This window comes from Micromonospora purpureochromogenes (genome assembly GCF_900091515.1).
GTDB classification, from domain to species: domain Bacteria; phylum Actinomycetota; class Actinomycetes; order Mycobacteriales; family Micromonosporaceae; genus Micromonospora; species Micromonospora purpureochromogenes.
Genome location: NZ_LT607410.1, coordinates 120875 through 139737 on the forward strand (window position 1 = coordinate 120875; position 18863 = coordinate 139737).

16 protein-coding genes and 1 pseudogene are annotated in these 18863 nt (G+C 71.2%); all 17 read right to left on the reverse strand.

Annotated elements, in window-relative coordinates; translation table 11 throughout:
- Positions 1-12 precede the first annotated feature (12 nt).
- Complete coding sequence (gene nuoL, locus GA0074696_RS00560; RefSeq protein ID WP_088959268.1) at positions 13-1971, reverse strand: NADH-quinone oxidoreductase subunit L; 1959 nt, start codon at positions 1969-1971, stop codon at positions 13-15.
- Between the two features lie 11 nt (positions 1972-1982).
- On the reverse strand, positions 1983-2282 hold the full coding sequence (gene nuoK, locus GA0074696_RS00565) for an NADH-quinone oxidoreductase subunit NuoK (RefSeq protein ID WP_088959269.1): 300 nt from the start codon (positions 2280-2282) through the stop codon (positions 1983-1985).
- Positions 2279-3049, reverse strand: coding sequence for an NADH-quinone oxidoreductase subunit J (locus GA0074696_RS00570; protein ID WP_088959270.1), 771 nt, complete (start codon positions 3047-3049; stop codon positions 2279-2281). Before GA0074696_RS00570 ends, nuoK begins: the two co-directional genes overlap by 4 nt.
- Positions 3046-3702, reverse strand: coding sequence for an NADH-quinone oxidoreductase subunit NuoI (gene nuoI, locus GA0074696_RS00575; RefSeq protein ID WP_088959271.1), 657 nt, complete (start codon positions 3700-3702; stop codon positions 3046-3048). Before nuoI ends, GA0074696_RS00570 begins: the two co-directional genes overlap by 4 nt.
- A gap of 1 nt (position 3703) precedes the next feature.
- On the reverse strand, positions 3704-5056 hold the full coding sequence (nuoH, locus tag GA0074696_RS00580) for an NADH-quinone oxidoreductase subunit NuoH (protein WP_088959272.1): 1353 nt from the start codon (positions 5054-5056) through the stop codon (positions 3704-3706).
- Complete coding sequence (locus GA0074696_RS00585) at positions 5053-7569, reverse strand: NADH-quinone oxidoreductase subunit G (protein WP_088959273.1); 2517 nt, start codon at positions 7567-7569, stop codon at positions 5053-5055. The genes nuoH and GA0074696_RS00585 overlap by 4 nt, the downstream gene beginning before the upstream one ends.
- A complete protein-coding gene (gene nuoF / locus GA0074696_RS00590) occupies positions 7569-8885 on the reverse strand; it encodes an NADH-quinone oxidoreductase subunit NuoF (protein ID WP_088959274.1) in 1317 nt (438 codons plus the stop codon). The genes GA0074696_RS00585 and nuoF overlap by 1 nt, the downstream gene beginning before the upstream one ends.
- Positions 8882-10086, reverse strand: a pseudogene (nuoE, locus tag GA0074696_RS00595) (NADH-quinone oxidoreductase subunit NuoE). The gene nuoF and the pseudogene nuoE overlap by 4 nt, the downstream one beginning before the upstream one ends.
- Complete coding sequence (locus tag GA0074696_RS00600) at positions 10083-11408, reverse strand: NADH-quinone oxidoreductase subunit D (RefSeq protein WP_088959276.1); 1326 nt, start codon at positions 11406-11408, stop codon at positions 10083-10085. Before GA0074696_RS00600 ends, nuoE begins: the two are co-directional and overlap by 4 nt.
- The gene (locus tag GA0074696_RS00605) at positions 11405-12142 is read right to left on the reverse strand and encodes an NADH-quinone oxidoreductase subunit C (RefSeq protein WP_088959277.1); all 738 of its coding nucleotides are present in this window, start codon (positions 12140-12142) and stop codon (positions 11405-11407) included. Before GA0074696_RS00605 ends, GA0074696_RS00600 begins: the two co-directional genes overlap by 4 nt.
- Positions 12139-12816, reverse strand: coding sequence for a NuoB/complex I 20 kDa subunit family protein (locus tag GA0074696_RS00610; RefSeq protein ID WP_088959278.1), 678 nt, complete (start codon positions 12814-12816; stop codon positions 12139-12141). Before GA0074696_RS00610 ends, GA0074696_RS00605 begins: the two co-directional genes overlap by 4 nt.
- A gap of 14 nt (positions 12817-12830) precedes the next feature.
- Positions 12831-13196 (reverse strand): NADH-quinone oxidoreductase subunit A, encoded by a 366-nt coding sequence (locus GA0074696_RS00615; protein ID WP_088959279.1) that lies wholly within the window; start codon positions 13194-13196, stop codon positions 12831-12833.
- Between the two features lie 133 nt (positions 13197-13329).
- Positions 13330-14607 (reverse strand): geranylgeranyl reductase family protein, encoded by a 1278-nt coding sequence (locus tag GA0074696_RS00620; RefSeq protein ID WP_088964277.1) that lies wholly within the window; start codon positions 14605-14607, stop codon positions 13330-13332.
- Positions 14608-14741: 134 nt separating this feature from the next.
- Positions 14742-14966 (reverse strand): hypothetical protein, encoded by a 225-nt coding sequence (locus GA0074696_RS00625; protein ID WP_088959280.1) that lies wholly within the window; start codon positions 14964-14966, stop codon positions 14742-14744.
- An 87-nt stretch (positions 14967-15053) separates the two neighbouring features.
- Positions 15054-15764: a demethylmenaquinone methyltransferase gene (locus GA0074696_RS00630; protein WP_088959281.1), complete on the reverse strand. Its 711-nt coding sequence runs from the start codon at positions 15762-15764 to the stop codon at positions 15054-15056.
- A 111-nt stretch (positions 15765-15875) separates the two neighbouring features.
- Positions 15876-17111: an LPXTG cell wall anchor domain-containing protein gene (locus GA0074696_RS00635; RefSeq protein WP_088959282.1), complete on the reverse strand. Its 1236-nt coding sequence runs from the start codon at positions 17109-17111 to the stop codon at positions 15876-15878.
- 550 nt (positions 17112-17661) lie between these two features.
- Positions 17662-18852: a hypothetical protein gene (locus GA0074696_RS00640; RefSeq protein ID WP_088959283.1), complete on the reverse strand. Its 1191-nt coding sequence runs from the start codon at positions 18850-18852 to the stop codon at positions 17662-17664.
- Between the last annotated feature and the right edge of the window lie 11 nt (positions 18853-18863).

Here is an 18863-nt window from a genome sequence, read left to right on the forward strand (position 1 = left end):
TGTTGAGGTCGGTCACGCCAGCCACCCCGCCTGCACGGCCAGGAACGCCGCCACCACGAGCAGCGCGCCGGTGAGGATGGACGTCGCGTACGACCGGACGAAGCCGGTCTGCAGCCGCCGGAGCCGACCCGAGCCACCGCCGACCGCCGCGGCGAGGCCGTTGACCAGCCCGTCGACGCCCCGGTTGTCGAGGAAGACCAGCGCCCGGGTGAGGAAGATGCCCGGCTTCTCGAAGACCGCCTCGTTGAAGGCGTCGGTGTAGAGGTTGCGCCGGGCCGCGGTGACCAGCACGCCGGCCGGCTGCGGCGCGGTGGCCGTGCCGTTGCGGAACAGCATCCAGGCGAGCCCGGCGCCGAGCACGGTGACCAGCAGCGAGAGCGCGGTGATCACCCCGTGCGCGAGCACCGCCTCGTGCCCCTTCTCCTGCTCGCCGAGGCCGGCGGTGGCGGTCAGCCAGTCCGGCACGGACGTGGAGAGCAGGAAGCCGGCGCCGACCGAGCCGATCGCCAGCAGGATCAGCGGGATGGTCATCAGCTTCGGCGACTCGTGCGGGTGCTCGATGTCCTCGGTCCACCGCTTCGGCCCGTGGAAGGTGAGCACGAACAGCCGCGTCATGTAGAACGCGGTCAGCCCGGCGCCGAGCAGCGCAGCGCCGCCGAAGAGCCAGGCCGTCCAGCCCTCCCGCTCGAAGGCGGCCACGATGATCGGCTCCTTGGAGAAGAAGCCGGAGAACGGGAACATGCCGATGATGGCGAGCCAGCCCATCATGAAGGTGATCCAGGTGACCTTCATGTACTTCGACAGGCCGCCGAAGCGACGGATGTCCACCTGGTCGTTCATGCCGTGCATGACCGAGCCGGCGCCGAGGAACATGTTGGCCTTGAAGAAGCCGTGCGCCAGCAGGTGCACGATGGCCAGCGCGTACGCCGCGCCGCCCAGCCCGACGCCGAGGAACATGTAGCCGATCTGGCTCACCGTCGACCAGGCCAGCACCCGCTTGATGTCGTCCTTGGCGGCGCCGATGACGCAGCCCATCAGCAGGGTCAGCGCGCCGACGCTCACCACGACCAGCTGGAGCGTGGCGTTCGCGGTGAAGATCGGGTTGGACCGGGCGATCAGGTAGACGCCCGCGGTGACCATGGTGGCGGCGTGGATGAGCGCCGACACCGGGGTCGGGCCCTCCATCGCGTCCGGCAGCCAGGCCTGGAGCGGGAACTGGCCGGACTTGCCGGCCGCGCCGAGCAGCAGCAGCAGGCCCAGCGCCAGCACGGTGCCGCTGGCCAGGGCGCCGACGCCGTTGAAGACCTCGTCGTACTGGGTGGTGCCGAGGGTGGCGAACAGGATGAAGATGCCGATCGCCAGGCCGGCGTCGCCGACCCGGTTCATCAGGAACGCCTTCTTGCCGGCGGTGGCCGCGCTCGGCCGCCCGTACCAGAAGGAGATCAGCAGGTACGACGCCAGGCCGACGCCCTCCCAGCCGAAGTAGAGCATCACGTAGTTGTTGCCGAGCACCAGCAGCAGCATCGCGGCGACGAAGAGGTTGAAGTACCCGAAGAACCGTCGGCGGCCCTCGTCGTGCGCCATGTACTCGACCGCGTAGAGGTGGATCAGGAAACCCACCCCGGTGATCAGCAGGACGAAGACCGCGGCCAGCGGGTCGAAGAGCAGACCGAAGTCCACCTTCAGGTTGCCGACCGTGATGAAGTCCCACAGGCTCAGCTCGACGGACTTGTTGTCCAGGCCGCGGAGCTGGAAGAAGTAGCTGAGCCCGAGCACGAACGCGGCGCCGATGGAAGCCACGCCGAGCCAGTGCCCCCAGCGGTCGGCCCGCCGGCCGAGCAGCAGCAGGATCGCCGCGCTGACCAGCGGGATCGCCACCAGCAGCCAGACGCTGCTCAGCAGGCCACCAGCCGGAGCGTAGGCGACGGCGCCGGTTGGCTCTGCCTGGGCGTACGTCAGAATCTCATCCACCGCAGGGCCCCTCAGTACTTCAGCAGGTTGGCGTCGTCGACGCTCGCGGAGCGCCGGGTCCGGAAGATCGACATGATGATCGCGAGCCCGACCACGACCTCGGCCGCGGCCACCACCATCACGAAGAACGCCATGATCTGGCCGTTGAGGTCACCGTTGATCCGGCTGAAGGTGACCAGCGTCAGGTTGGCCGCGTTGAGCATCAGCTCGACGCACATGAACAGCACGATCGCGTTGCGTCGCACGAGCACCCCGACGGCGCCGATGGTGAAGAGCACGGCGGCGAGGATCAGGTAGTAGTCCGGCGTCATTTGTCCGTCCCCTTCAGCGTGGTCTCCTCGGCGGTCAGCTCCCGCTGCGGAAGGATCGCCGGGGTGCTGCGGTCGGTCAGCCGGCCGTCGGGCAGGCGGGCCGGGGTGGCCACCGAGGAGGAGGTGGCGAAGACGCCGGGCCCGGGCTTCGGGCCGGGGTAGTTGCCGGGGCGGAACCGGGACCGCATGGTGGCGACCTGGTCCATCTTGTCCTCCCGACGCCGCTCGATGTGCGCCAGCACCATCGCACCCACGGCCGCCGTGATCAGCAGCGCGGAGGTCAGCTCGAAGGCGAAGACGTACTTGGTGAAGAGCAGCCGCGCGATGCCCTGGACGTTCCCCTCGGCGTTGGCCTGCTCCAGGCCGACCGCGGTGACCCCGTTGAGCGCCCGGTAGAGGCCGGTGCCGACCAGGCCGGCGAAGCCGAGACCGAGCAGCACCGCGGCGACCCGCTGGCCGCGCAGGGTCTCGATCAGCGAGTCGGAGGCGTCCCGGCCGACCAGCATCAGCACGAAGAGGAAGAGCATCATGATCGCGCCGGTGTAGACGATGATCTGCACCATGCCGATGAACGGACCCGCCTGGAGCACGTAGAACACGCCCAGGCAGAGCATGGTCAGCACCAGCCAGAGCGCCGAGTGCACGGCGTTGCGGGCCCAGACCATGCCGATCGCGCCGATCAGCGCGAGCGGGGCGAGGATCCAGAAGGTGACCTCCTCGCCGCCGGACACCTGGCCCGCCGCGGCGAGCACCGTCTGCGTGGTCATGCTCCCGCTCCCTTGCCTGCCGCGGACCCGTTGGCGGCGGCCCGCTGGGCGTGCTGCTCGGCGCCGGGGAAGGTCACCCCGGGGTGCTCCTCGACCTGGTACCGGCCCGGGCTGTTGGCCGCGTGCTCGGCACCGGCCGAGGTGCCGGGGTTCGTCAGCGCGCCGACGTAGTAGTCCTTCTCGCTGTCACCCAGCCGCATCGGGTGCGGCGGCTGCTCCATCCCCGGCAGCAGCGGCGCGAGCAGCTGCTCCTTGGTGAAGATCAGATCCTGCCGGTTGTCCCGGGCCAGCTCGTACTCGTTGCTCATGGTGAGCGAACGGGTCGGGCAGGCCTCGATGCAGAGCCCGCAGAAGATGCACCGGGCGTAGTTGATCTGGTAGACGCTGGCGTACCGCTCACCCGGCGAGAAGCGCTGCTCGTCGGTGTTGTCGCCACCCTCGACGTAGATCGCGTCCGCCGGGCAGGCCCAGGCGCACAGCTCGCAGCCGATGCACTTCTCCAGGCCGTCCGGGTGCCGGTTGAGGATGTGCCGCCCGTGGTAGCGCGGCGCCGACACCGGCGGCTTGAACGGGTAGTCGGTGGTGACGACCTTCCTGAACATGTGCGAGAAGGTGACACCGAAGCCCTTGAACGTTCCGGTGATCGCGCCCACGTCACACCTCCCTGGAGTCCGAGCCGGCGATGTTGGCCGGCTCCCGCTCGGCGACCACGCGCTTGGTGCGCGGGCTCGGTGGTACCTGAAGGTCCATCGGAGGCAGCGGGAAGCTGCCGTGCGGCCGACTGTTGACCTGTTCCTGCACGGTCGGCTTCCGCTCCTGCCGGCGGCTCGGCCAGAAGAGCGTCACCAGCAGCAGCACGCCCGCGCCGATGGCGGTGGCGAGCAGCCGGTCCCGGGACTGCCAGTCCTCGATCGAGCGCAGCCCGGACAGGACCAGGATCCAGACCAGGTTGATCGGGAGCAGGACCTTCCAGCCGAAGCGCATGAACTGGTCGTAGCGGAGCCGGGGCAGCGTGCCCCGGAGCCAGACGAAGACGAAGACCAGGATCAGCACCTTGCCGAAGAACCAGAGCATCGGCCACCAACCGGAGTTGGCCCCGGCCCAGAAGGTGGTGATCGGCGCGGGTGCCCGCCAGCCGCCGAGGAAGAGCGTCGTGGTGACCGCGGACATGGTCACCATCGAGACGTACTCGGAGAGCATGAAGAGCGCGAACTTCAGCGAGCTGTACTCGGTCATGAAGCCCGCGACCAGCTCGGACTCCGCCTCGGGCAGGTCGAACGGTGCCCGGTTGGTCTCACCGACGGTGGAGATGAAGAAGATGATGAAGCTGGGCAGCAGCAGGATCGCGTACCAGCCGGGGGCCGGGATGTTGGCGCCGCCGATGCTGAGCTGGGTGCCGTTCGCCTGGGCGGCGACGATCCCGCTGGTCGACATCGTGCCGGCGGTCATGAACACCGCCACGATGCTCAGCCCCATCGCGACCTCGTACGAGATCATCTGGGCGCTGGACCGCAGGCCGCCCAGCAGCGGGTACGTCGAGCCGGAGGCCCAGCCGCCGAGCACGATGCCGTAGATGCCCATCGAGGAGCAGGCCAGCAGCACCAGCACCGCCACCGGCACGTCGGTGACCTGCAACGGCGTCCAGTGGCCGAAGATGCTCACCATCGGGCCGAACGGCACCACCGACAGGGCGGTGACCGCGCAGATCACCGAGATGGTCGGCGCGAAGAAGTAGACGACCTTGTCGGCGGCCCGCGGGAGGATGTCCTCCTTGAAGGCCATCTTCAGGCCGTCGGCGAGCGTCTGCAGCAGACCGAACGGGCCGACCTGGTTGGGGCCGGGCCGCACCTGCATGTAGCCGACGACCCGCCGCTCGAACCAGACGCCGAGCAGCGTGGCCAGCAGGCCGAAGGCGAACGCGAAGACGATCTTGCCGAGGACCAGCCACCACGGGTCCTTGCCGAAGTCGGCCAGCGTCGGGTCCTGAGCGAGGTAGAGCGCGCTCACTGGTTACCCCCAGCGTTGAGGAGTGGACCCGGACGGTCGGTCTCGTCCGCCGCGACCCGCCCGGCCGGGATGGCCGTGCCGGTGGCGGCGGGGACGGAGATCCGTACGACCGCGCCGGACGTCACGCCGAGGCTGCGCCGGACGGTCGAACCGGGTGAGTTGGTCGGCAGCCAGACGACACCGTCCGGCATCTCGGTGATCTCCGCCGGCAGGGTCAGCGCCCCCCGGTCGGTGCCCACCGTCACCGGGTCGCCGTCGGCGACGCCGAGCGTCTCGGCGGTGCCCTTGCCCAGCCGGACCACCGGCGGGCGGGCGGTGCCGGCGAGGTGCTCGTCGCCGTCGGTCAGGCTGCCCAGGTCGATCAGCTGGTGCCAGGTGGCCAGCACGGCCTCGCCGGCGCCCGGCTGCGGCACCGTGGCCGGCGCGACGGACGGCGCGGCCGGACGCTCCACCCGGGTCGGCGGCAGGCCGCCCAGCTCGCGGCGGACGCTCGGCACGTCACCGGTGCCCAGCCGAACGTCGAGCTGTGCGGCGAGGGCGTCCAGCACCCGGCCGTCGGTCATCGCGGCGGTGTTCAGCACCGCCTCGAAGGTACGCAGCCGGCCCTCCCAGTCCAGGAAGCTGCCGGCCTTCTCGACCACCGGGGCGACCGGGAAGACCACGTCCGCCCGGCGGGCCACCGCCGAGTTGCGCAGCTCCAGGCTGACCAGGAACGGCACCGCGTCCAGGGCCTGCTCGGCCAGGCGCGGGTCGGCCAGGTCGGCCGGGTCCACTCCGGCCACCACCAGGGCGCCCAGCTGGCCGTTGGCGGCCGCCCCGAGGATCTGGTCGGTGTCCCGCCCGGCCTGGCTGGGGATCACCCCGGCCGGGATGTCCCAGGCCTCGCCGAGCTCGGCGCGGGCGGCCGGCTCGGTGACCGGACGCCCGCCGGGCAGCAGGTTGGGCAGGCAGCCCGCGTCGACCGCACCGCGGTCACCCGCGCGCCGCGGCACCCAGGCCAGCTTCGCCCCGGTACGCCGGGCGACGTCCGCCGCGGCGGAGAGCGCGCCCGGCACGGTGGCCAGTCGCTCGCCGACGAAGAGGATGGCGCCCTCGGCGCTGAGCGCCTCGGCCACCGTGTCGTGCTCGGCGAGCACGCTGGCCTCCTCGCCCGGCACCACCCGGGCCAGCTTGGCGCCGAGCTTCTCCAGGCCGGGGGTGGCGAACGGGGCGATCGCGTAGACCGTCAGCTTCTTCTTCAGGTACGCCTTGCGCAGCCGCAGGAAGAGGATCGGGCACTCCTCCTCCGGCTCCAGGCCGACCAGCACCACCGCGGGCGCCTTCTCCACGTCGGCGTAGGTCACCTCGGTGGCCCCGGCGACGGTGCTGGCCAGGAAGTCGGCCTCCTCACGGGAGACCGGCCGGGCCCGGAAGTCGATGTCGTTGGTCTGCAGCGCGACCCGGGCGAACTTCGCGTACGCGTAGGCGTCCTCGGCGGTCAGCCGGCCGCCGGTCAGCACCGCGGTGCCCCGGCCGGAGTCCCGGGCGTCGCGCAGCCCCTCGGCGGCCCGGGTCAGTGCCTCGCTCCAGGACGCCTCGCGCAGCTCACCGGTGCGCTCGTCGCGGACCAGCGGGGTGCTGAGCCGGTCGAAGGCGCGGGTGTACTGGAAGCCCCACCGGCCCTTGTCGCAGTTCCACTCCTCGTTCACCGCCGGGTCGTCGCCGGCCAGCCGGCGCAGCACCTTGCCGCGCCGCCAGTCGGTGCGCTGGGCGCAGCCGGCCGAGCAGTGCTCGCAGACGCTCGGGCTGGAGACCAGGTCGAACGGGCGGGCCCGGAACCGGTACTGCGCGCCGGTCAGTGCGCCCACCGGGCAGATCTGCACGGTGTTGCCGGAGAAGTAGGAGTTGAACGGCACGTCGCCGCTGTCGTCCCCGGTCTCCACGCCGTACGCGTCGTCCCGGTAGATGTTGATCTCCTCGGCGGACGACCGGCCCATCAGGTCGATGAACTTGTCGCCGGCGATCTCCTCTGAGAACCGGGTGCAGCGCTGGCAGAGCACGCAGCGCTCGCGGTCGAGCAGCACCTGGGTGCTGATCGCCATCGGCTTCTCGTACTCCCGCTTGTGCTCGTGGAACCGGGAGTCGGTGCGGCCGGTGGACATGGCCTGGTTCTGCAGCGGGCACTCGCCGCCCTTGTCACACATCGGGCAGTCGAGGGGGTGGTTGAGCAGCAGCAGCTCCATGACCCCCTCCTGCGCCTTCTTGGCGACCGGTGAGGTGAGCTGGGTGCGTACCACCATGCCGTCGGCGACGGTCTGGGTGCAGGAGGCGACCGGCTTGCGCTGCCCCTCCACCTCGACCAGGCACTGCCGGCAGGCGCCGGCCGGAGCCAGCAGCGGGTGGTCGCAGAAGCGCGGGATCTCGGTGCCCAACTGCTCGGCGACCCGGATCAGCAGCGCCCCCTTGGGGGCGGTGACCTCGACGCCGTCGATGGTGAGCGTGACGGTCTCGGGGGCCTTTACGACGTCAGTCATCAGTGCGCTCCCACCAACTGCTTGTCCGACAGCTTCGGCGCGGTACGTCCCTCGATGTAGTCGAGGTAGTCCTGCTTGAAGTACTTCAGCGACGAGGTCACCGGGCTGGTCGCACCGTCACCGAGGCCGCAGAACGAACGGCCCAGGATGTTGTCGCAGGTGTCGAGCAGGGTGTCCAGGTCCTCGTGGGTGCCCTGACCGGCGAGGATCCGCCGGTAGACCCGGACCATCCAGTAGTTGCCCTCGCGGCACGGGGTGCACTTGCCGCACGACTCGTGGTGGTAGAACTCCAGCCACCGGTAGGTCGCGTAGACCGGGCAGTCCTGGTCGGAGAAGATCTGGGTGGCCGTGGTGCCCAGGATCGAGCCGGCCGCCGCCACCCCCTCGAAGTCCAGCGGCACGTCCAGGTGCTCGGCGGTCAGCAGCGGCGTCGACGAGCCACCCGGCGTCCAGAACCGCAGGTTGTGCCCGGGCTGCATGCCGCCGGCCAGCTCGATCAGCTCGCGCAGGGTGATCCCCATCGAGCACTCGAACTGGCCCGGGTTGGCGATCCGGCCGGAAAGCGAGTAGATCATCGGCCCGGAGGACTTCTCCGTGCCCATGGTCTTCCACCAGTCCGCGCCGCCCAGCACGATGTACGGCACGCTGGCGATGGTGCCGACGTTGTTGACCACGGTCGGGCTGGCGTACAGGCCGTGGGTCGCCGGGAACGGCGGGCGCAGCCGCGGCTGGCCCCGGAAGCCCTCCAGCGAGTCCAGCAGCGCGGTCTCCTCACCGCAGATGTACGCCCCGGCGCCGGAGTGCACCACCAGGTCGAGGTCGAAGCCGGTGCCCTGGATGTCGCGCCCGAGGTAGCCCTTGGCGTACGCCTCCTGCACGGCGTTGCGCAGCCGGCGCGCGGCGTGCACCGCCTCGCCGCGGATGTAGATGTAGGCCCGGTTGGCCCGGATCGCGTACGACGCGATGATCACGCCTTCGACCAGCGAGTGCGGGTCGTGCGTCATCAGCGGCAGGTCCTTGCAGGTGCCCGGCTCGCCCTCGTCGGCGTTGACCACCAGGTAGTGCGGCTTGCCGTCGCCCTGCGGGATGAAGCCCCACTTGAGACCGGTGGGGAAGCCGGCGCCGCCCCGGCCGCGCAGGCCGGAGTCCTTGATCAGCTGGATCAGGTCGTCCGGGTGCGCCTTGAGCGCCTTGCGCAGCGCCGCGTAGCCGTCGAGCTTCTCGTAGGTGCCGATCCGCCAGGCGTCCGGCGACAGCCAGCGCTTGGTGAGCACCGGCGTGAGCTTGGCCAGCGTCTGCGGCCGAGGCGTGGTCACTTCTGGCCCCCCGTTTCGCTCGCGACGGCGGGGCCGGTGTTGGCTCCCGCCTCCGCTTCCTTGAGGTTGCGCTGCTGCGCACCGGCCTCGTCGCCGGCGGGCTTGCCGTCGCCGGCCGGCGGGTTGGCCGCCACGCCGGCGGCCTCCGCCTTCTGCGCGTCGCGCGGCGCCGGCGCGGCGCTGTCCGTCGGGACCTTGGTGCCCGGGGCGTCCGGCACGGCGGTCTGCGCGTCGGGCTGCCGGGTCTCGGCGGTACGCACCTGCGGCGACTTGTCGTCGGGCGCCTTCACGTCCGGGGCCGTGCTGCCGCTCGCCGCGGCGGCGGGAGCCGGCTCGCCGGCGCCGGCGTTGCCGGGCGTACCCGGCTTGGCGCCGTTGCCGCTCGCCGGCGGGGCCGTGGCGGGCTCGGCCTTGACGGCTTCCGCGGCCTTCGCCTGCGCGGCGGCCTGGTCGGCCTCGGCCTTGCTCCGGATCGGGGTGTTCGGGTCGAAGCCGGGCACCGAGATCCCGTGCTGCTCGGCCAGGCGCAGACCGCGCAGGGTCGGCTCGCCCGGCCCGCCGTCGGCGACCGCGCCCTCGCGCTCGTCGGCGAAACCGGCGAGCTGCACCGCCATCTCCTTGAGCGTGCAGAGCCGGGCGCCCCGGGTCGGCATCGGCCGGCCGCCGGCGCGCAGCTCCTCGACCACCCCGAGCGCGCCCTGCGGGTCGACGCCGTCGAAGAAGTCGTAGTTGACGGTCATCACCGGGCCGTAGTCGCAGGCCGCGAGGCACTCGGCGTGCTCCAGGGTGATCTTGCCGTCGGCGGTGGTCTCGTCGTGCCCCACGCCCAGGTGCTCGGCGAGGGTGTCGTAGACCTCCTGGCCGCCGAGCACGTTGCACATGGTGTTGGTGCAGACGCTGACCAGGAAGTCGCCGGTCGGCTTGCGCTTGTACATGGTGTAGAAGGTCGCCACGGCGCCGACCTGGGCCTTGTTCAGCCCGAGCACCTCGGCGCAGAACTCGACGCCGGCTGGGGAGACGTAGCCCTCCTCGGACTGCACCAGGTGCAGCAGCGGCAGCAGCGCCGACCGGGACCGGTCGGCCGGGTACCGGGCGATGATCTCCCGCGCCCGCTCCCGGGTCTGCTCAGTAAAAGTCGTCGTCATCAGAGCCGCCTTCCGTTCGCGACTGCGGGGCTCGCAAGCTCACTCCTCGCGCTCACCTGTCACACCCCCCCATGACGGGGTCCAGCGAGGCGCCACCGGCGATCACGTCGGCGATCAGGCCGCCCTCGGCCATCGCCGGAAGGGCCTGGAGGTTGACGAAGCTCGGCTCCCGGTAGTGCACCCGGTAGGGCCGGGTGCCACCGTCGGAGACCGCGTGCACGCCCAGCTCGCCGCGGGGCGACTCGATGCCGACGTACACCTGGCCCGGAGGAACCCGGAAGCCCTCGGTGACCAGCTTGAAGTGGTGGATCAGCGACTCCATCGACTGACCCATGATCTTGGCGACGTGCTCCAGCGAGTTGCCCATGCCGTCCACGCCGATGGCCAGCTGCGCCGGCCAGGCGATCTTGCGGTCGGCGACCATCACCGGGCCCGGCTTCAACCGGTCCAGCGCCTGCTCGACCAGCTTCAGCGACTCGCGGATCTCGGCGAGCCGGACCTGGTAGCGACCCCAGACGTCGCCGTCGGGGTGGGTCGGGACGTCGAACTCGTACGTCTCGTACCCGCAGTACGGCATGGTCTTGCGCAGGTCCCAGGCCAGGCCGGCGGAGCGGAGCACCGGGCCGGTCACGCCGAGCGCGACGCAGCCGGTCACGTCGAGGACCGCCACGCCCTTGGTCCGCTCGGTCCAGATCGGCTGGCCGGAGAGGAGGTCCTCGTACTCCTTGAGCTTCTTCGGCATCATCTTCAGGAAGTCGCGGATCTTGGCGACCGCCTCGTCCGGCACGTCCTGCGCGACGCCGCCCGGCCGGACGTACGCGTGGTTCATCCGCAGGCCGGTGATGGTCTCGAAGATGTCGAGGATGTACTCCCGCTCCCGGAAGCCGTAGAGCATGATCGAGATCGCGCCCAGCTCCATGCCGGTGGTGGCCAGCCAGACCAGGTGCGAGGAGATCCGGTTGAGCTCCATCATCAGGACCCGGATGGTGGTGGCCCGCTCGGTCACCTCGTCGGTGATGCCGAGCAGCTTCTCCACCGCCAGCGCGTACGCCGTCTCGTTGAACAGCGGGGCGAGGTAGTCCATCCGGGTCACGAAGGTCGAGCCCTGGACCCAGTTGCGGTATTCGAGGTTCTTCTCGATGCCGGTGTGCAGGTAGCCGACGACCGAGCGGGCCTCGCGGACCGTCTCGCCCTCCAGCTCCAGGACCAGCCGGAGCACGCCGTGCGTCGACGGGTGCTGCGGACCCATGTTGACGACGATCCGCTCGTCGTTGATCGGGTCGGTGCCGGAGACGACCTGGTCCCAGTCCCCACCGGTGACGGTGAAGACCCTGCCCTCGGTGGTCTCGCGCTCGGTCGCGTAGTTGGACGTGGTCACTGGTAGGACCTCCTACGGTCCGGCGGTGGAATTTCCGCGCCCTTGTACTCGACGGGCACGCCGCCGAGCGGGTAGTCCTTGCGCTGCGGGTGCCCCTCCCAGTCGTCCGGCATCAGGATCCGGGTGAGGTTGGGGTGGCCGTCGAAGACGATGCCGAACATGTCGTACGCCTCCCGCTCCTGCCAGTCGGCGGTCGGGTAGACGGCGGTGACGCTCGGCAGGTGCGGCTGCTCGGCGGAGACCGCGGCCTCCAGCCGGACCCGACGCCGGTAGGTCATCGAGGTGAGCTGGTAGACGGCGTGCAGCCGCCGGCCGTCGGCGCCGAGGTAGTCCACGCCAGAGACCGAGGAGCAGAGCTCGAAGCGCAGCGCCAGGTCGTCCCGCATCACCTGGCAGACCTCGGCGATCCGCTCCGGGCGGACGTGCAGGGTCAGCTCGCCGCGGTCGACGACGACCTTCTCGATCGCGTCGCCGAAGGCCGGGTACGCCTCCTCCAGCGCGTCGCGGACCTCGTCGAAGTACCCGCCGTACGGCCGGGGGGTCTCCTCGATCGGCCGGCGCTGGCGGACCAGGCCGCCGTAGCCGGAGACGTCACCGCTGCCCTGGTTGCCGAACATGCCTCGGCCGGCGGGGCTGGACGGCGGGTGCTCGGCGGGGGCGCCACTGCTGGCCCCCGCCGGGGTGACCGGTACCGGCACCCCGCCGTCGTTGGTCCTGTCGTTCGGTGCGGTCACTTCGGGCCCCCGTGCGCGTGGAGGTGGTTCTGGGCGTTCATCCAGTTCTCGATCCGCAGCTGCTCCTCGCGCCCCTCGCGGACGGCCTTCGTCCACTCGGCACGCCGGGCCTTGTCGTTGCGGTACGAGGACGGCATCGAGCCGTACGGCACGACCGGGACGTCGCCGCGCTCCTGGCGGGCCTGGAGCATCTTGCGGCCGTTCGCGCCCAGCGGCTCGTACATGATCTTCTCGCGGAGCTTGAGGATCGCGTCGATGAGCATCTCGGGCCGCGGCGGGCAGCCGGGGAGGTACATGTCCACCGGCACCACGTGGTCGACGCCCTGGACGATCGCGTAGTTGTTGAACATGCCGCCGCTGCTGGCGCAGACGCCCATGGAGAGCACCCAGCGGGGCTCCGCCATCTGGTCGTAGATCTGGCGCAGGACCGGAGCCATCTTCTGGCTCACCCGGCCGGCCACGATCATCAGGTCGGCCTGACGCGGCGAGGCCCGGAAGACCTCCATGCCCCAGCGGCCCATGTCGTAGTGCGGGCCACCGGCGGCCATCATCTCGATGGCGCAGCAGGCCAGGCCGAAGGTGGCGCCCCAGACGGACGACTTCCGCGACCAGTTGACCAGCTTCTCCACGGAGGTGAGCAGGACGCCGGCCGGGAGCTTCTCCTCGATGCCCATCTGACGTACCTCCCTCAGTCCCAGTCCAGGCCGCCGCGCCGCCACACGTAGGCGTATGCGACGAAGACCGCGACGATGAACATGACCATCTCCACGAAGCCGAAGATCGGCAGGGCGTCGAACGAGACCGCCCAGGGGTAGAGGAAGATGATCTCGATGTCGAAGACGATGAAGAGCATCGCCGTCAGGTAGAACTTGATCGGGAACCGGCCGCCGCCGACCGGCTGCGGGCTCGGCTCGATGCCACACTCGTACGCCTCGAGCTTGGCCTTGTTGAAGCGCCGGGGACCGGCGAAGCGGGCGGCGGCCACGGAGAACAGCGAGAACCCCGCGGCGAGGGCGAACAGCCCGATGATCGGTGCGTAAGGCGAGAGCGACATCTTTTCTCCTGCTCGTCCTTCCCCTGCCCCTGGTGCTTGACAAAAATCACACTATTCACGTCCCTCGCCGGGTCCTCCAGCGGGGGTCGATCTCTCTCCCCGCCCGGGCCGGCACCGGCCCGGACGTGGTCGTTCAGACGGCTGGCGCCGCCTTCGTCATCGCGTTGATGACCCGGTCCATCGCGTCCCCGCCACGGGGGTCGGTCAGGTTGGCCAGCAGCTTGAGCACGAAGCGCATCAGCGTCGGGTGCGGCATGCCGTGCTTGGTGGCCATGCGCATGACCTCCGGACGGCCGATCAGCTTCACGAAGATCCCGCCGAGCCGGTAGTAGCCGCCGAACCGCGCCTTCAGCTCCGTCGGGTACGCCGCCAGCGCGCGCTCCCGCTCCGGGCCGGCGGGCCGGGCCAGCGCCTGCACCATCACCTCGGCGGCCAGCTCACCGGACTCCATCGCGTACGCGATGCCCTCGCCGTTGAACGGGTTGACCATGCCGCCGGAGTCGCCGACCAGCAGCACGCCCCGGGTGTAGTGCGGAACCCGGTTGAAGCCCATCGGCAGCGCCGCGCCGAGGACCGGACCCTCGGCGTTCGCCTCGTCGGTCATCCCCCAGTCCTCGGGGGTGTTGGCCAGCCAGTCGGTGAGCAGCCGGCGGTAGTTGGTCTTGCCGAAGGCCGAGGAGGAGTTGAGCACGCCCAGGCCGACGTTGACCCGGCCGTCACCGAGGCCGAAGATCCAGCCGTAGCCGGGCAGCAGGTTGTCGCCGCTGTCCTTGCTGCGCAGCTCCAGCCAGGACTCCAGGTAGTTGTCGTCGTGCTTGGCCGGCGAGCGGTAGTAGCGCCGGACGGCCACGCCGATCGGCCGGTCCTCGCGCTTGGCCAGCCCGAGGGCGAGCGGGAAGCGGCCGGAGACGCCGTCGGCGGCGACCACCAGCGGCGCGTGGAAGGTGGCCGGCTCCTTCTCCGGGCCGACCTCGGCCTGCACGCCGATCACCCGGTCGTCGGCGCCGAGCACCGGACCGACCACGTTCACGCTGGTGCGCAGCTTGGCACCGGCGGCGACCGCGCGCTGGGCGAGCAGGTCGTCGAAGTCCAGCCGGGTGCGGACCAGGCCGTAGTTGGGGAAGCTGGCCAGGTCGGGCCAGTCCAGTTCGAGGCGCACCCCGCCGCCGATCACCCGCAGGCCCTTGTTGTGCAGCCAACCCGCCTCGGGTGAGGTGTCCACACCCATCCGGACGAGCTGCCGTACGGCGCGCGGGGTGAGCCCGTCGCCGCAGACCTTCTCCCGAGGGAACTCGGTCTTCTCCAGCAGCAGCACACGCACGCCGTGCCGCGCCAGGTGGTACGCGGTAGCCGATCCTCCGGGACCGGCGCCCACGACGATCACGTCGGCGTCGTTCTCCACCGCGGTCATCTGCGCCTCCTCCCGCATGCTCGTGAAATGCTTCACAAGCCGATCGGGTTGGAGTCTATGACCGGCGTTACACCACTGCCGGATGAGGGGTACCTAACTCGCCGGAAATCCGCCGTTCGGCGCCGAAGCCGAGGTCAGGGGCGGGCCGGCGCGGCGGTGTCCAGGCCGGCGTCGACCCGGATCGTCTCGGGCAGGTGCTCGCGCAGCGCCCCGCCGGCGGCGCGGTCCAGCGCGGCGAGCACCTCGGCGACGACCTGACGGACGTCCGCGGGATCCGCGCCGGCCAGCTCCTTGAGCTGGGCGATGAGTTCGGCGGCGTCGTCGTCGGTGGCCCCACCCACCTGCTCTGGTCCCGTCATGGGGGCGAGCCTACGGGGCAAAGTGGACCAAAACCGGATATTCACGAAAGAAGGCGGTCTGACCGGATCGCTGCCGCCCCGGCGTCGTCAGTCGCGGATCGCCCGGTGCAGCGCCACCACGCCGCCGGTCAGGTTGCGCCAGGCCACCCGTCCCCAGCCGGCCGCGCCGACCCGGGCGGCGAGCGCCGCCTGGTCCGGCCAGGCCCGGATCGACTCCGCCAGGTAGACGTACGCGTCGGGATTGCTGGACACCGCGCGCGCCACCGCCGGCAGCGACCGCATCAGGTACGACAGGTAGACCGTCCGGAAGGCGGGGTTGACCGGGGTGCTGAACTCGCAGATCACCAGGCGGCCACCCGGCTTCGTCACCCGGGCCAGCTCGCCCAGCGCCGCGTCGGTGTCGTTGACGTTGCGCAGCGCGAAGGAGATGGTCACCGCGTCGAAGCTGGCGTCGGCGAAGGGCAGCTTCAGCGCGTCGCCGGCCAGCAGCGGCACCTGCGGCCGGGTCCGTTTGCCGGCGTGCAGCATCCCCAGCGACAGGTCGGCGCCGATCGCGTACGCCCCGGACTGGGCCAGCTCCTCGGTCGAGACGCCCGTGCCCGCGCCCACGTCCAGCACCCGCTCCCCCGGCCCCAGGTCGAGCGCGGCCCGGGTGGCCCGCCGCCAGGACCGGTCCTGCCCGAAGGAGAGGACGGTGTTGGTCAGGTCGTAGCGGGCCGCCACGCCGTCGAACATCGCGGCGACCTCGTGCGGCTGCTTGTCCAGGCTGGCGCGCTGGCCCTGCGGGGTACGGCTCACCCCTCCACTCTGCCAGCCCGGGTGCGCCCGGCGGTCGCTGGGTCGGCCGGCCGGCGGGTACGCGAAAGGGCGGGATGGTCCCCCACCCCGCCCTCGCGTCGTCCAGTCGGATCAGTCCTCGGACTTCTCGTCGCCCGGGGTCACCAGCACCACCTTGCGCCGGCGGGAGAGCACCAGCAGCGCCCCGCCCGCGAGCAGCACGGCGCCGCCGATGCCACCGATCAGGCCGACCTGCACGCCGGTCACCGGCAGACCGCCGTCACCGCCACCGTTGCCGCCGCCCGAGGTCGGGGTCGCGGTCGGTTGGCCGCTCGGCGTGGCGGTGGGCTGGCCGGTCGGGCTCGGGCTCGGCGACGGCCCGGTGCTCAGGTCGACGAAAACGTCGAACTGGGCGGTGTTGTCCAGGTCGTCGGTCTCGGTGAACGCCCGGCGCTGGCCGAGGCTGGCGACCTGCGGCTCCTCCTCGGGCTGCCCCTGGGCGGCGTCGAGACCGGCGGCGAAGACGAAGCCCGGCCGGAGCACCTTCTCGGTGACGTCCGCGCCGACCTTCACCCGTACGTCCGAGGTGTAGAACTGGCCCGGCCGCAGCACCGCGCCGGCGTCCTCGCAGTACGCCTGGGCGAGCCCGCCCAGCTCCTGCTCGACGCAGCCCTCGGGCACCTCGGCGAAGGTGACGCCGGCCGGCAGCGTGATGCCGTACGCGACGCCGGTCGCCTTCCGGCTACCGTCGTTGTAGATCGCCCAGTCCAGCGGGGCGGTGTCGCCGGGCTTGACCGGCTTGCGGCCGGACTCGCCGGCCTCGTCGCCGTCGACCGTCACGTCGGCGTACACGTCCTGCACCCAGGTGGTGAGGTCGTAGCCGGGTCGGGCGACGGTGATGTCGTGCTCGACGGTGTTGTTCTCCAGGTCGGGGTCGGCGGTGGCCGCGCTGATGGTGACCGTCAGCGTGCCGGCGTCGCCGCGGCCGCCGGTGGAGAAGAGCGGGATGCCGAAGTTCTCAGTGGTGCCGGCGGTCAGGTCGCCGAGCAGGCAGGTGAAGCGGTTGTCCTCGACCTCGCAGCCGTCCGGGACGACCACGCCGACCTTGCCGGCCTTGAGGCCCTTGGTCTCGACGGTGACCGCGACGTCCTTGGCGTCGACGGTGCCGCGCGTGTTGTCGACCTGGAACTTGAACGGCTTGGCCTTGGCCTCCTTGACGCCCTTGGCCAACTCCTTGCTGATCGGGATCAGCTCGAGGTCCGCCTGGTCGGCGGCGTGCGCCGGGGCGGCCACGGTGGCGAGACCACCGGCGGCGAGCAGGGCGACGGCACCGGCGCGCGCCAGGGCCGAGCGGTGGAACAGTGTCATCGATCCCCCGGGGTTAGGGACAGTGGAATGGGTTGCGGACCGAGCGGACGGTATCGGACATCGACGCGCGTACGCCAGCGCCGCCGCGCGATTCGCGCCCATCGGTGCCCCGTACGGAGAAAACAGTGGGGGCGGGATGGTCACCCATCCCGCCCCCACTGCCGTGCGTTATATGTGAACGGCCCTCATGGGCCGATGGAGGACGTGCCCCCGGGCTGCCCGCTTCCCGCCGCCGGCGAATCCCGGGAAAAAGCAGGTACGCCGGCCGCACGTTAGCCGTCGCCGGCGGGGCCCCGCCATCCCTGCGCGTCGATCGTTTCCGAGCTGTGCCCCAGCCGCCGCCAGGCGATTGTCCGGATCACCGGCCTTGCACCGGATCCCAACCGCCAACCGTCGTCCGAACGGCCGCCATGAATGCCCGTCCGACCCCCGCGGGCACGACTTCCGGCCGATCGCGGCGGGACGGACCTGGGACGCGGCGCGGGGTGGGACGGCAACCCGTCCCACCCCGCGTCCACCGGCGTCCGGCCGGTCGATCCACTCCCGCCGGTCAGGCGGTCGGCTTCTCGTCGCCCGGGGTCACCAGGACCACCCGCCGACGCCGTGCCAGCACGAACATCGCGCCACCGGCGGCCAGCACCGCCGCACCGACGCCACCGATCAGGCCGGCCTGCGGACCGGTCACCGGCAGGCCGCCGTCGCCACCGGCGCCGCCGCCACCGCCGCCGGTCTTCGCCGCCACGATCACCGCGAAGTCGTCGCTGTTGTCGCTCGGGTCGACCTCGTGCGCCGGGACCAGCTTCATGATGGACGGCAGCTTCGGAGTGCCGGCCTTGAGCGACGGCTGGTCCGCCGGCGCCTGGCCCAGGGCGGCCGCGGTCACCGTGCCGGGCTTGAGGGCGACCGGCGCCTCCACGTCGGCGGAGACGGTGATCGGCACGAAGATGTGCAGGTCGTCGCCGTCGCCGGTGAGCGCGAGGCCCTCGATCTCGCAGGTCGCCTTCCGGTTGCCGGCGGAGTGCTCGCAGTCGGTGAAGGTGCTGGCGAAGGTGACACCGGTCGGCAGCTCCAGGGTCACCCGGAGGCCGTCGGTGGCGAGGTCACCCTGGTTGAAGATGTCACCGACGAGCACGGTGGTGTCGCCGGGACGCAGCGGCGGGAGGCCCTCGGTGTCGGGGTCGTACTCGTCCGGCCCGATGTGCTTGGTCACGTCGGGGACGCGCGCTCCCAGGTCGACGCCGCTCTCCTCGGTGAACTCCACCTGCAGGGTCTTGGTGTTGTTGTCCGGCGTGGTGTCGTCCGGCGAGACGAGGGTGAAGGTGACCGGCGCCGAGTAGGCGCCCTCCACATTGTCCTTGAACACCAGCAGCGGCACCTCGGCGGTGCGACCCGGCGTCGGCAGGCTGTAGTCGTAGAGCGTGCACTGCCAGATGCGGCGGCCGTCGAGGGTGATCTCCTCGCACTCGTCGCCCAACGGGATCGCCTCGGCCTTGCTCGAGTCCAACTCGGTGACGTCCACGTTCACCTTGGCGCTGGACGCCTCGTTCGTACCGTTGTTGCTGATCTTGATGAAGGCGGCCTTGCCCTCGACGTTCGCGGCGACCCGGGTGCCGACGACGTCGAGCGACAGGTCGGTGCCGGCCCCCTCGGCGTGGGCCGGGGTGCCGAGGGCGGTGAACGCACCGGCGGCGAGCAGCGCGGCGGCGCTGAGCCGCGCCAGCGGTCGATGGCGGAAGATCATGAAGTTTCCCC